The organism is Allomesorhizobium aridi, assembly GCF_043769475.1.
Lineage (GTDB): Bacteria > Pseudomonadota > Alphaproteobacteria > Rhizobiales > Rhizobiaceae > Allomesorhizobium.
In genome coordinates, this window is record NZ_CP171729.1 from 5,399,344 (window position 1) to 5,412,471 (window position 13,128).

The following is a 13,128-nucleotide window of genomic DNA, read 5'->3' on the forward strand; positions in this document are numbered from 1 at the left end:
AACGTCGGCAGCGAGGGCGCAATCTGCGCGGGAGGCCGGCATCAATCTTTGGATGGCCTCGGTCGAGCGCCAGCCCGCAAACAACAGGCGATAAAGATGATCCGCAATCCGATCCTGCCCGGCTTCAACCCCGACCCGTCGATCTGCCGCGTCGGGCCGGACTACTTCATCGCCACCTCGACCTTCGAATGGTATCCCGGCGTCCAGATCCACCATTCGACCGATCTCGTGAACTGGCGGCTGGTGAAGCGCCCTCTCGATCGCGCCGTCCAGCTCGACATGCGCGGCGCTCCCGATTCCGGCGGCATATGGGCGCCGTGCCTGTCGTATGCCGACGGGCTGTTCTGGCTGGTCTATACTGACGTCAAGCGGCTCGACGGCAATTTCAAGGACGCGCACAACTACATCGTCACGGCGCCATCTATCGAAGGCCCATGGTCGGACCCGGCCTACGTCAATTCGAGCGGCTTCGACCCGTCGCTTTTCCATGACGACGACGGCCGGAAATGGTTCCTCAACATGGTCTGGAACCATATTTCCACCGGCGTCGGCGGCAGCCCCAAGCATCCATCCTTCGCCGGTATCCTCCTGCAGGAATACGACGCGGCTGCGAAGAAGCTCGTCCGACCGGTCAGGAACATCTTTGCCGGTAGCCCGCACGGGCTGGTTGAGGGGCCGCATCTCTTGAAGCGCGACGGCTGGTACTATCTCACCACCGCCGAAGGCGGCACCGGCTACGACCATGCCGTCACCATGGCTCGCTCGCGCGACATCGGCGGTCCGTACGAGCTTCACCCCGACACTCACCTCATCACCTCGAAGGATGCGCCCGAGGCCGTGCTGCAGCGCTCCGGCCACGGCCAGATCGTCGAGACGCCGGAAGGCGCGGTGTATCACACGCATCTCTGCTCGCGCCCCTTGCCGGGAGTGCGGCGCTCGCCGCTCGGCCGCGAGACGGCAATCCAGAAGTGCGTGTGGGGCGAGGACGGCTGGCTGCGGCTCGAGAAGGACGGACTCGTGCCGGAGCTCGAGGTGCCGGCGCCGGCCGCGGTTACGAGCAAGCCGCGCCCGGAAACGATCCGCTATGATTTCGAAGGTGCTGCGCTGCCGCTCGACTTTCAGTGGCTGCGCACGCCCTATCCCGAGCGGCTTTTCTCGCTGTCCGAAAAGCCCGGCGCGCTGCGCCTATTCGGGCGCGAATCGATTGGCAGCTGGTACGATCAGGCGCTGGTCGCGCGGCGTCAGGAGGATTTCTCTTTCCGCGCCGAAACCGAACTCGCCTTTGCGCCGGAGAATTTTCAGCAGGCGGCCGGGCTGACGCATTACTACAACCGCCACAAGTTCCATTTCCTGGCCGTCACGCATGACGCGCGCCGCGGTCGCGTGCTCACCATCCTGTCCTGCCCCGGCGACTGGCCGAACGGCAAGCTGGACTTTCCACTCGCCGATCCGCTGCCGCTCCGTGCCGACGGTCCGGTCGACCTCGCGGCGGAAGTGGCCGGCGAAGCGCTGCAGTTCTGGTATCGCGACGGCGGCGACTGGGCGAGGGCCGGACCGGTGCTGGACGCCAGCGTCATCTCCGACGAGGGCGGCCGCGGCGAGCACGGCTCCTTCACCGGCGCCTTCGTCGGCATGGCCGCTTTCGACACCAGCGGCTCGGGGATACCGGCCGATTTCGATTATTTCAGCTATACCAGGCGCGAAGGGTGAAGCGGCGGGATCGCTCCCGCCGCCACTGCCGCGCGTGAGCCGCGAGCATTCAATGCCCGCTTTTGGCTGAGATCGCAGGCGAAGGGCGTGTTGCGAGCGCACGGCTTCCAACGCCGATGGCGAGCGCAACGACGATCAGTGAGCCCGCGACTGCGAAGGTGATGCGCGTGCCAGTGGCAACGGCCTCGGGACGTGCCGTCGTGATGTCGTTCGTCGCCGATGCGAACGCGAACACAGCGCCCATAACGGATGCGCCGGTAATGAGCCCGAGATTGCGCGAAAGGTTGAGCATGCCGGAAATGACGCCTCGCTGGTCCGGGCGGATATCCGTCATGACGGCGGTGTTGTTGGCCGTCTGGAACAGCGCATAGCCGGCGGTTATGACGACGATGGGGGCGATGTAGCCGGGGATGCCTGATGTCGACGGCATCATGGACAGAATGAAGGAACCGGCCGCTATTCCGATAAGCCCGACGACGGTCATGCGCCCAGCGCCAAAACGGTCCGCAATGCGGCCGGCTGGCACGCCGGTCAGCGCGACGACAAGCGGACCGACCGATAAGACTATCCCAACGAGAGCCGCGTCGAGTCCGAGTGCACGAGAGAGATAGAATGGCCCGACTACCAAGGTCGCCATCATCACCGTCGAGACCAGGGCGCTCGTGGCGAGGCTCGCACTTAAGCTTGGATCGCGGAACATCGGCAATTGGATCAAAGGCGATGCCGCTCTCGCCTCGGCGAGTACGAAGAGACCGGTCCCGAAAACGGCAGCCAGCAGCAGAGCCATGTTGAGCGGACCGAAACTGCCGCGCCCAATCGTCATGGCGAGCGCATAGGCGCCAAGCGTCAGCGCAAGCAGCAGCGTGCCTACAGTATCGAAGCTGGGCCGACCGTTCTTCGGCTTCCGGCGATCACCGGGCAAATAACGATAGGCGAGAAAGAACGCCAGAAGACCCAGCGGGACGTTGACGAGGAAGATCGCCTGCCAGCCGGCCCCGGCGATCAGAACGCCGCCGAGCGACGGGCCGAGGGCGGTGCCGATTGCGGACATGGTTCCGAGCAGCCCCATGGCACTGCCGGTCCTTTCCTTTGGAACCGTCTCGCCGACAAACGCCATGGTCAGCGCCATCATGACGGCCGCTCCGAGGCCCTGCGCCGCGCGGGCGGCAATCAGCATCGAGAGCGTGGGCGCGATGCCGCACAGGACCGAGGCCGCCGTGAACAGCAAGATTCCGGCCAACAGCAGCCGTCGGCGGCCGGTGATGTCGCCGAGCCGGCCCACGCTGACGATCAGGGTGGTGATGGCGAGAAGATAAGCCAGCACGATCCACTGGACTTCCTGGAAGGAAGCGTCGAACGCCTGCGCCATCGTCGGCAAGCCGACATTGGCGATGCTGGTGCCGAGCGAGGACAGCAACGTGGAGAGCGAAAGGCCGGCGAGCGCCCACCGGACCGAAGGCGCCCGTTCCGCGCTTCCGGCTACTGCCTCATCTAGTCCTGCAATAATCGGCTTCAACATGGACCCCGTTCTCCGGCGGCTCCCGAAACGGAGCTGCCGGAGACATAATCCTTTGCCTGACGTGGCGGAACGCGCATCATTTGCATTTTATTCGTGCGTTTGACGCCACATCACGATCGAGCCGTGCTATGGCCAATGCATGTCGAGCCCCGATCTCAATCTGCTTGTCACCCTTGATGTGCTGCTCGCGGAAGGCAGCGTTGCGCGCGCAGCAAAACGATTGCGGCTCAGCCCGTCTGCGATGAGCCGGGCGCTGGCGCGATTGCGTGAGACGACGGGCGATCCGCTGCTGGTCAGGGCCGGACGCGGTCTCGTTCTCACGCCCCGAGCGCTCGAACTCCGCGAGAAGGTCGGTCAGCTCGTCGAGGACGCGGAAGCGGTTCTACGGCCTGCCGAGAAGCTCAACCTCAAACAGCTCGTCCGAACCTTCACGCTGCGGACCAGCGAAGGCTTTGTGGAGAACTTCGGACCGGACCTCATTGCCCGCCTCGATGCAGAGGCTCCCGGCGTTCGGCTGTGCTTCGTGCAGAAATCGGACAAGGACAGCGCGTCCCTTCGCGACGGGACCGTCGATCTGGAAACCGGCGTCGTGGGGGAGACGACGGGTCCGGAGGTACGAGCGCAAGGCTTGTTCCGGGACCGTTTCGTTGGCGTCGTGCGAATGGGACATCCGCTGAGCCAAGGTGAGATCACGCCCGCCCGCTATGCGGCCGGCAAGCACGTTCTCGTCTCGCGGCGGGGCCTCGACAAGGGACCGATCGATATTGATGAAGCCCTGAAGGCTTTCGGACTGGAGCGGGAGATCGTCACGATCGTCGGCGGCTTTTCGACCGCACTGGCTCTTGCCCGGGCCTCGGACCTGATCGCCAGCGTTCCCGAAAGGCACACTGGGAACCTGCGCGCAGGAATGCATAGTTTTGCCCTTCCGGCGCCCCTGCCGGAGATCACGGTTTCATTGCTTTGGCACCCGAGGATGGATGCAGACCCGGCGCATCGTTGGCTGCGCGGCTGCGTTCGAAACGTTTGCGCGGACCAACTAACCTATTCATCGACACGCGCAAAGGCTGACAAAGGCTGAAGTGGTATTGCGCCTTTGCCGGTGCTCAGACAGTCCGGATATTGACAGGCACGCTGTGCGGATCGGAAGCATCCGTAGCGACTTGCGCATCGGTTCCGGCATTGTCGGGTGAAAGCACCGCGCTCTTGAGAAGCTTCGAATACGGGTGTTGCGGGTTGTCGAGCACCGTCCGGGCATCACCGCCCTCCACCACACGGCCCTTCTGCATGATGATGATGCGGTCGCTGATGTGGTAGGCGGTGGCGAGGTCGTGGGTGATGTAGACGATCGACACGCCGAGTTCGTCGCGAAGCGCCTTGAACAGTTCGACGATGGACATCCTGAGCGACGCGTCGACCATCGAAACGGGTTCGTCGGCAACGAGCAATGCAGGACCGGAGATCAGCGCGCGGGCGATCGCGGTGCGCTGCAACTGGCCGCCGGAAAGTTCGTGGGGAAAGCGCCCGCGCACCTCCGTCAGCGACAGACCGACCTTGCGCAGCGCCTCGTCGCACACCCGGTCCACGTCCCTGCGTCCGACGCCCGCCAGCCGTCGGGCCGTGGCGTAGAGGTAACGGTCGACGCGCTTCAGCGGATTGAAGGCCTCGTACGGGTTCTGGAAGATCGGTTGCACCTGGCGCATGAAATCGAGCCGCGCCCGCCGGCCGCGAATGGTCGCGAGCGCCTTGCCGCGGAAGCGGATCGCGCCCGCGCTAGCCGCAACCATGTTGAGGATCATGCGGGCGAGCGTCGTCTTGCCGCTACCCGACTCGCCGATGATGGCGAAGATTTCCGGCCGCGACGCATCGAGCGCGAAACTCACCCCGTCGACGGCGTTGAAGGTTTTGCGCGCTAGCAGCCCGCCCGTCGCGTAGCTCTTCGTCACCCCCTCGAGGTTCAGCAGATCGCCCGTCATTGAACGAGCCCGGTCCGTTGTTTCGCGGTTGCCGCGAACACGCCGTCCGGTCGGACAGCGGGACTTACTGCGTGGCAGGCGACGCGATGGCGAGGATCGATGCTGACCAGTTCGGGATGCGTCTCGCGGCAGATGTCCATGGCGAGCGGGCAGCGCGGGTGAAACCGGCAGCCGCTCGGCGGCTCCGCCAGACTGGGTGGCGCGCCGGTGAGCGCACGCTTGGCCGAGAGGTCGCCGATCCGCGGCAGACTGGCGATGAGATGCTGCGTATAGGGGTGCTTCGGGCTCCTGAAAATCTCAGCCGTCGGCGCCTCCTCCACGAGGCGCCCGGCGTACATGATGCCGAGGCGGTCGGAGATGTTGGCGTGGACGGCCATGTCGTGGGTGACGAAGATCATCGACGAGCCGATCTCCCGCTGCGCCTCGCGGATCAGCTCGAGAACGCTTTTCTGCACGACCACGTCGAGCGCCGTCGTCGGTTCGTCGGCGATGATGAAATCGGGCCGGCAGACGGTGGCAAGCGCAATCGCGATGCGCTGGCGCATGCCGCCCGAAAGTTCGTGAGGATAGGCGTCGAGCACGCCCGGCGCGAGCTGGAGACGCTCCAGATGCGCGACGATTGCCGCGAAGAATTGCTGCTTCCGCAGGTCCATGTGGGGAAGCGCGAAATCGATGAAGGATTCGCGCACACGCCGAACCGGATTGAGCACGTTCATCGAGCCTTGCGGGATATAGGAGAGGTGGCGCCAGCGGATCGACGACAGCGCCGCGCTGTCGAGCTTGTATATGTCGCGATCGAGGAAGCTGTAGCGGATCGAGCCGCCGACGACGGTGAGCGGCGGCCGGATCGCCGCGGCGATGGTCTTGATGAAGGTGGTCTTGCCGGAACTCGATTCGCCGGCGAGGCCGTAGATCTCGTTCCTGCCGACCCGCAGCGAAATGTCGTCGACCGCGCGCACCTCGCGCTGCGTGCCGAAATACTTCATAACGTAGTAGGCGCGAAGATTCTTGACGTCGAGCATGACGTCCCCCGACCCGTTCGCGCGCGGCCGCGCGTTCATGCCTGGCCTCCCATGCGGGTCAGGCGGCTTCTCGGATCGATGTATTCGTTCATCGAGACGGAGAGCAGGTAGAGCCCGAGGAAGGTCATGATGACCAGGACGACGGGGAAAAGATCCACCACCAGACGCCGGCGACCATCGCCGTGTGCTGGTTGGCCCAGTAGATCATCGTGCCGATCGTCGGCGTCTCGATATTGGTGAAGCCGATCACCGAAAGCGTCACTTCCAGGCCGATCGACCAGTTCATGTTGTTGAGCGTGGTCGAGAAGACGATAGGAAGAACATAGGGCAGATGCTCTTCCACGAGGATTTGCCTGGTGCTCATGCCGGAGAAGACGCTCATCGCGGTAAATTCGCGCGTCCTGAGGCTGAGCGCCACCGAGCGGATGAGCCGCGCGTCGTACGGCCAGCCGAGCGACGCCATCGCGATGGCCAGCATCGGCCACGACATGTTGTCGCGCATCATGAAGAAGAACAGCACCAGGATGGGAAACAGCGGGATCACGACGAAGGTGTCGTTGATCGTCATCAGGATGCGATCGGTTACGCCGCCGGCATAGCCGGCGACCAGCCCGATCAGCAGCGACAGGATTCGGCTCATCAGGGCGACGGAAAGGCCGAACAGCAGCGAATTGCGGATGGCGAGCGTCAGCTGCCAGAACACGTCCTGCCCGCGCGAATTGGTGCCGAACGGATAGGCCCATGACGGCGGCACGTCCGGAGCGACGACGTAGCTGTCCATCGGCGGATAGGGCGAGAAGAACGAGGCGGCCGCGAAGCCGAAAACGATCAGGATCAGGATCGCGCCGAGGGCGAATTCGAGATTGTAGCGGAAGAGGTCGCGAACGGTCTTCAGCATCAGGTCACCCCTGCGCCACACGCGGGTCGAGCAATGGATAGATGATGTCGATGACCAGGATCGCCGAGGCCACCGCGATGATCGAGACGGATGTGATGCCGAGCACCAGGCTGTAGTCGCCAGCATTCACGGCCCGGACCAGCAGCGTACCCATGCCGGGGTAGCCGAACACGAATTCGGTGATGATCGCGCCGTTGAAGATGGCGCCGAGCGACAGCGCGAGGCCGGTCAACTGCGGCGAAAGCGCATTGCGCATGACGTAGGAGAACAGGATGCGGCGGCGATCGACGCCGCCGAGCTCGGCATAGGTGACGTAATCCTCCGTCACGATGTTGGAGACGAGCGAGCGCATGCCGATGAACCACGCGCCCAGCCCGACCAGCACGAGCGACAGCGCGGGCAGGATAGAATGCTTGATGATGCTGCCGGCGAAGGCAAAGCCTTGCCGGTCGATGTTCATCTCGGCGCCGCCGCTGATCGGAAGGACCGGCCAGAGGAAGCCGAAGACGACGAGAAGAATGAAGGCGACGATGTAATAGGGGATAGGCTGGAGGCTCATGGCCAGGATGCCCAGGGCCTTGAGCAGGCTATTCTTGCGATAGTAGCCGGCCAGGCCGCCGAGAAAATTGCCGACAATCCAGGCGATAAGCGTCGAGCAGACGAGCAGGCCGAGCGTCCATGGCAGCGCCTGCCAGATCAGCGTCGAGACCGGCGTCGGGAACGCCGACAGCGACGGCCCGAAATCGCCCGTCGCCATGCGCCTCCAGAAGGAGACGTACTGCTCCCAGGCCGAGCCTTCGAGGCCATAGAGCTCGCGCAGCGTCTTTCGCATCACCTCGACCATCTCTGGGCTGGACTGGCCGAACATGGTGACGGAGCTGATCGCCTGCTCGACGGGATCGACCGGCGTGAGGTGGGTGATGAGATAGGCGATGTTGATGCCGATGAAGACGACCAGTATGAATTGCGCGAAGCGTCTGACGAGATAGAGCGCGTAGGTTCTCATCGCTTCGACCGTGCCGCGGCTTGTATCATGTCATCTCGCACCTTTTCGCGAGCGAGGGGGGGAGTGCCGCCTCGCTCGCCTGTCCGCCGCTACTGGGCCTTTGCGGGCTTCAGCCTGACGAACATGTATTTGGTGTTCGCCCAGTTCGAGACCGGGTTGGTGTAGGGATCGTCCGCGCTCGGATATCCCGTCCAGTAGGTCGTATCCATCATCGTGAACACATTGTACGACATCAGCGGGATAATCGGCATCTCCCGGACCGCGAGCTTGATATATTCCTGGCCGAGCTCCTTCACCTTCGGATCGTCGAAGTCGATCGTGCGGGTCTCCTCGATGATCTTGTCGAGCTCAGGATGCGTCCAGCGCTGGCGGTTGCGCGGCGGCTGGCGTTCGCCCCTCGGCTTCAGGAATTCCGAGTGCCAGCTGTCGAGGAAGAAGGACAGGTCGGGGTGGCCGCCCCAGGTCTCCACGCTCCAGGCGATCGCGGCCTCGAAGTCGCCCGATTCGACGCGCGGGAAGAAGTCCGACGGGTAGGCCTGCGTCTTGGCGTCGATGCCGAACTGACGCCATTGCTGCACGATCATCGTGCCGGCGCGCGTCATGACCGGCCGCTGGTCGCCCTCGACCAGAAGCGTGATCGAGAAGGGCGTGCCGTCCGGCTTCATCCATTGATCGCCCTGCTTGGTGAAGCCGGCGCGCTCCAGAAGCTGGGTGGCGGCCTCCGGGTTAGGCTTCCACCAGCCGCGGCCGATGGCGTTCGCGATTTCCTTGGGATCGGTCGGGATTTGCTCGCCCATCGACGGCCGCAGCATTTCGGCGATCTGCTGGCCGACGGTCGGATCGTAAGGCTTGTATTTCTGCTTGCCGGTGTCGATCTCGAAATCGGTCAGCCACTGCTCCAGCGGATCGAAATAATACTCGCCGAAAAGGCCCGTCGGCGGAACGCCGATCGCCGAGATCGTCGCCGCGCCGCGGTAGGAGGCCATCGACACCGCCTTGATGTCGATCAGCAGCGCCAGCGCCCAGCGCACGTCGGCATTCTGGAACGGCTCGACCTGATGGTTGAACATGACCGCCGGAAGTGTCGGATCGGGATGGGCGTAGGGGAAGCCCTTGAACCAGCCCTGCGAGGTCGGCGACTGCTTGATCAGCGTGAACACGCCCTCGGGCGAAGTATCGTGGATGATGTCGAGCTGGTGGTTGAGCTGCAGGATGACGCGCTTGTCGGGCGGGCCCGGATCGATATAGGCGGCGTATTTCGGGCCTGGTTCGCCATGCCGGGCGAGCGACGTGCGCTGCCAGTCCTCGCGCTTCTCCCAGATATACCATTTGCCGTTCGGGTCGAAGCTGTGAAGCTTGTAGGGACCGATCGTGACCGGCGGGTTGAAGTCGAACTTGGTCGGGTCTTCCACCTTTTCGAACACATGCTTCGGCATGATCCAGGCTGCGTTCCAGCGCACCGTGAAGGTGGCGTGGAAGCGGGAATTGGGCCGCTTCAGCTTGAACACCACGGTGCGCTTGTCCGGCGCAGTCACGGTGTCGACGCTCGCCAGGAAGACCGGGCCCCAGATCATGCCGGGGTTCTTCATCTGCGTCTGGACCGTAAAGACGACATCGTCGGCGGTGAACTCCACGCCGTCGCTCCAATGGATGCCGTCCCGGAGCTTGACCGTCATCTCGGTGAAATCGGCATTGTATTGCGGCTTGTCGGCGGCGAGCGAGTTGTCCCAGACGCCGTCAAGCCCGGCATCGGGATCGATGTACCAGAGCGTATCCATGCCGAGCTGCTGCAGCCCGTTGGAGTTGCCGCCGCGCGCGACCATCCAGATGTTGAACCAGGGCGGGTTGGTGATCGTGCCCTGCGGGTTTTCGATGATGATGGTCTCTTCGCGCGGCAGGTTCGAGATGCCTTGAGCAAGCGCGGATGTTGCTACCAACCACGCGCTCGCGAAGAACGCCAGGACTCGCATGATGCGCATCGTCATTCCTCCCTGTGCCAGTCGCACCGGTGATGCGATGGCTTGTTGTCGTTGGGGAAGGAGGCTAACCCGGGGACCATAGCTGGTCAATAGAACCTGATACATATCGTAATGTATGATATGAACTCAAGTTGCGCCCCCGGATTGTTGCTTCCTTCCTTTCGAGTGCCGCCGTGCGGGTCCGCCGAAGGCGCATCGCACGGCGAGGAAAAAATCACACCGACAGCCGGATGAGATTGTAGGAGCGCGGCTTGAGGCGACACAGAACCCGGGCGTCCTCGACCACCGAGCCGTTCTGCAATTGCGGTTTCACCACATCCGGTGCGTCGGCGCTGTTCACCGCCTTCAGGTCCGGATGATGGATGAGGATGTGCTCAATCAGCCTGGCCGACGGAAAGCCTGCAAGGTCGACCGTGAGTTCGGTTTCCTCGTCCGGATGCTTGTTGACAACAAAAAGCGCGACCGTGCCGGCTGCCTGATTGTGCACCGCTGCGACGTCGATATACGGCACGTCGTCGGCCGCCTTGGCATCGTAGCGCGGCGCGTCGACCGCGACGGCCAGGCTTTCGCCGCGCCCATGGCGCGAGGCGAGCAGGTAGGGATAGTAGATCGTATGCCGGAAGGCGCGCCCGCCGCGTTCGGTGGTGATCGGGGCGATGGCGTTGACGAGCTGCGCGATGCAGGCGATCCGCACGCGGTCGGCGCGGCGGATGAAGGTGTTGAGAATGCAGCCGACGACGAGCACATCCTCGAAATTATAGACCTCCTCGAGCAGGGCCGGCGCCGCCGGCCAATCCCAGTTCTTGAAATTGTCATTGTCCTGGCGGCGGCAGTGATACCAGACGTTCCACTCGTCGAAGGAGATGTAGATGTCCTTCTTTGACCGTTTCTTGGCCTTCACATAGTCGATCACGCCGCTCACCGTCTGGATGTAGCGGTCGAGGATCACGGGCTTGGCGAGGAAATTGAGGTAGTCGTCCTCGTAATTCTCGAAATACATGTGCAGCGACAGGTAATCGACATTGTCGTAGCATTCGTCGAGCACGTCGGCTTCCCATTGCGGGTAGGTCGGCATGAACGAGTGGGAGCTGCCGCAGGCGACGAGCTGCAGCGTCGGGTCGAACGCCTTCATCGCCTTCGCCGTCTCGTTGGCGATGCGGCCGTATTCGTAGGCGGTCTTGTGCCCGACCTGCCACGGCCCGTCCATCTCGTTGCCGAGGCACCACAGGCGCACGTCATACGGTTCGCGCCGGCCGTTCTTGATGCGCAGGTCGCTCCAGCGGCTGCCGCCCGGGTGATTGCAGTATTCGAGCAGCCCGCGCGCTTCGTCGAGACCGCGCGAGCCGAGATTGACGGCGAGCATCAGCTCCGTGCCCGCCGCCTCGCACCATGCCGCGAATTCGTCGATGCCGACCTCATTGGTTTCCTTTGTTCGCCAGGCATAGTCGAGCGTGACGGGGCGGCTCTCCTTCGGCCCGATCCCGTCCTCCCAATTATAGGCGGAGACGAAGTTGCCGCCGGGATAGCGAGTGACCGGGACATTTAGCTCCCGCACCATCTCGATCACGTCGCGGCGGAACCCGTGCTCGTCGGCGGACGGATGACCGGGCTCGTAGATGCCGGTGTATATCGCCCGCCCGAGATGCTCCAGGAACGCGCCGTAGACGCGGTCGTCAATCCGGCCGATGCGGAATTCCTTGTGGACGACAGCTTTCGCCTTCATCGCGTTCCCCTGACTGTATCAAATATTCGGATATGTACCCGCAATATCTGATCCTGAACAGGGTGGGTGAGTCAACCCGGAAAACAGGGCGTCGAACCGAGCGGCCGGCGCCTTCCGCGAGTTCAGACGGCAGCGCTGCCGCGTTCGGATTCCCGCCGGATGTGCAGGCGCAGGATGATGTCCTGATCGTGATTGCCGAAACCCTTGCCGAAGATGTTCACACCGCCCGGATGCTCGGCGTGTTCGTCGATGCCGACACGCAGGCGGATGGAATGGTGCTCGGCGAGGTGAAGCTGGTCGAGCGTCACGTCCGAGGTCTTTTCGCCGTCGAGATAGCTGCCATCGGCGGTGATCTTCCACGTCTTCAGGTGACCGTATTGCGAGCCTTCGAGCTTCCACCAGCGCGGCGTGTAGATGCCGCGCTTGTCGCCGAAATCGCCGGGCGAGGTCCAGGTGCCGACCAGCACGTCATTTACCCACACGCTTATGTCCGAAGGCCAGTTGGCGTTCGTCCCCGGCACTTCGGAGGAGAGTTCCATGCTAAACTCGAGCGCCTCGACCTCGGCCTTTAGCACCTTTGCGTTGTTCGGAAACTTGTATTCGACATGGCCGCGCTCGAACCAGATCAGCCCCGCCTTCATCCGGTCTGGATCGAGGAAGAAATCGGGCACATCGAGGAGACCGATGATGGCTTCGCTCGAACACAGACCGCAGGGCGGCGATACATTGCAGTTGGTGTAGAGACCGAGCGGCATCGAGAGCTCGATCACGTTCGACCTGGTCTTGAGATCGTAGTCGTCGAAGCGCAGCACGATCTCGTCGAAACGCGCCGCGCAAATCTTCTGCTGGCCTTTGGTCGCCTTCACCGTTTCGGTGCGGATGAGATCACAGCTTTCCAGCACCTGAACGTTGGTCGCGACCGTCGATTGCGGCAGCGACAGTGCGTCGCTGATCTCGTTGACGTTTAGCGGTCCACGCGAATGAAGCAGCTTGAGGATGCTGATCCGCACGGGGGAGGAAAGACCCCTCAGCACCTCCAGCCCGTCCTCGGCATTGATCGTCAGGAAGTTGCGGTTGTTCTTGAGTGGGAGGTCCATGGCGCGTCCAGGCCGCTCGGGCGACCGTATCAGAAGTTCTGATGCATACCAGAAAATACCAATCCTTCAAGATCGACGCCTGTTGCAGGCCATGCAGCCGGCGGCGGCAGCATTTGCCGATATTCGAGTCTCGATCGTGCGGCATGGCCTCCCGAAGGCCATTGGCGCCTTCACAAATTACGTTGCATTCTGAAAATATAG

9 protein-coding genes and 1 pseudogene are annotated in these 13,128 nt (G+C 63.2%); 2 read left to right on the forward strand and 8 right to left on the reverse strand.

The annotated features are described in order from the left end of the window. The first annotated feature begins 96 nt into the window (after nucleotides 1–96). Nucleotides 97–1,710, forward strand: a complete 1,614-nt coding sequence (locus tag ACG873_RS28780) for a glycoside hydrolase family 43 protein (RefSeq protein ID WP_394889229.1) — start codon at nucleotides 97–99, stop codon at nucleotides 1,708–1,710. A gap of 49 nt (nucleotides 1,711–1,759) precedes the next feature. Here the strand turns inward: ACG873_RS28780 and ACG873_RS28785 are convergent, their stop codons facing one another. After that, complete coding sequence (locus tag ACG873_RS28785; RefSeq protein WP_394889230.1) at nucleotides 1,760–3,229, reverse strand: MFS transporter; 1,470 nt, start codon at nucleotides 3,227–3,229, stop codon at nucleotides 1,760–1,762. A gap of 139 nt (nucleotides 3,230–3,368) precedes the next feature. Here ACG873_RS28785 and ACG873_RS28790 point away from each other — a divergent pair, with 139 nt between their 5' ends. Beyond that, a complete protein-coding gene (locus tag ACG873_RS28790) occupies nucleotides 3,369–4,307 on the forward strand; it encodes a LysR family transcriptional regulator (protein WP_394889232.1) in 939 nt (312 codons plus the stop codon). Between the two features lie 25 nt (nucleotides 4,308–4,332). Here ACG873_RS28790 and ACG873_RS28795 read toward each other — a convergent pair whose 3' ends face one another. The 7 genes and pseudogenes from ACG873_RS28795 to ACG873_RS28825 form a co-directional block, all read right to left on the reverse strand. Further along, the gene (locus ACG873_RS28795; protein WP_394889233.1) at nucleotides 4,333–5,202 is read right to left on the reverse strand and encodes an ABC transporter ATP-binding protein; all 870 of its coding nucleotides are present in this window, start codon (nucleotides 5,200–5,202) and stop codon (nucleotides 4,333–4,335) included. Next, nucleotides 5,199–6,263 carry an ABC transporter ATP-binding protein gene (locus tag ACG873_RS28800; RefSeq protein WP_394889234.1) on the reverse strand — a complete coding sequence of 355 codons (1,065 nt, stop codon included), beginning with the start codon at nucleotides 6,261–6,263 and terminating at the stop codon, nucleotides 5,199–5,201. Before ACG873_RS28800 ends, ACG873_RS28795 begins: the two co-directional genes overlap by 4 nt. Beyond that, nucleotides 6,260–7,122: pseudogene (locus tag ACG873_RS28805) on the reverse strand (ABC transporter permease). The gene ACG873_RS28800 and the pseudogene ACG873_RS28805 overlap by 4 nt, the downstream one beginning before the upstream one ends. A gap of 4 nt (nucleotides 7,123–7,126) precedes the next feature. Continuing rightward, entirely contained in the window at nucleotides 7,127–8,128 is a 1,002-nt protein-coding gene (locus tag ACG873_RS28810) for an ABC transporter permease (protein ID WP_394889235.1), read from the reverse strand. A gap of 89 nt (nucleotides 8,129–8,217) precedes the next feature. Further along, a complete protein-coding gene (locus tag ACG873_RS28815; RefSeq protein WP_394889237.1) occupies nucleotides 8,218–10,107 on the reverse strand; it encodes an ABC transporter substrate-binding protein in 1,890 nt (629 codons plus the stop codon). 214 nt (nucleotides 10,108–10,321) lie between these two features. Further along, a complete protein-coding gene (locus ACG873_RS28820) occupies nucleotides 10,322–11,830 on the reverse strand; it encodes an alpha-N-arabinofuranosidase (RefSeq protein WP_394889238.1) in 1,509 nt (502 codons plus the stop codon). Between the two features lie 122 nt (nucleotides 11,831–11,952). Then, the gene (locus ACG873_RS28825) at nucleotides 11,953–12,927 is read right to left on the reverse strand and encodes an ArsR/SmtB family transcription factor (protein ID WP_394889239.1); all 975 of its coding nucleotides are present in this window, start codon (nucleotides 12,925–12,927) and stop codon (nucleotides 11,953–11,955) included. Nucleotides 12,928–13,128: the final 201 nt, after the last annotated feature.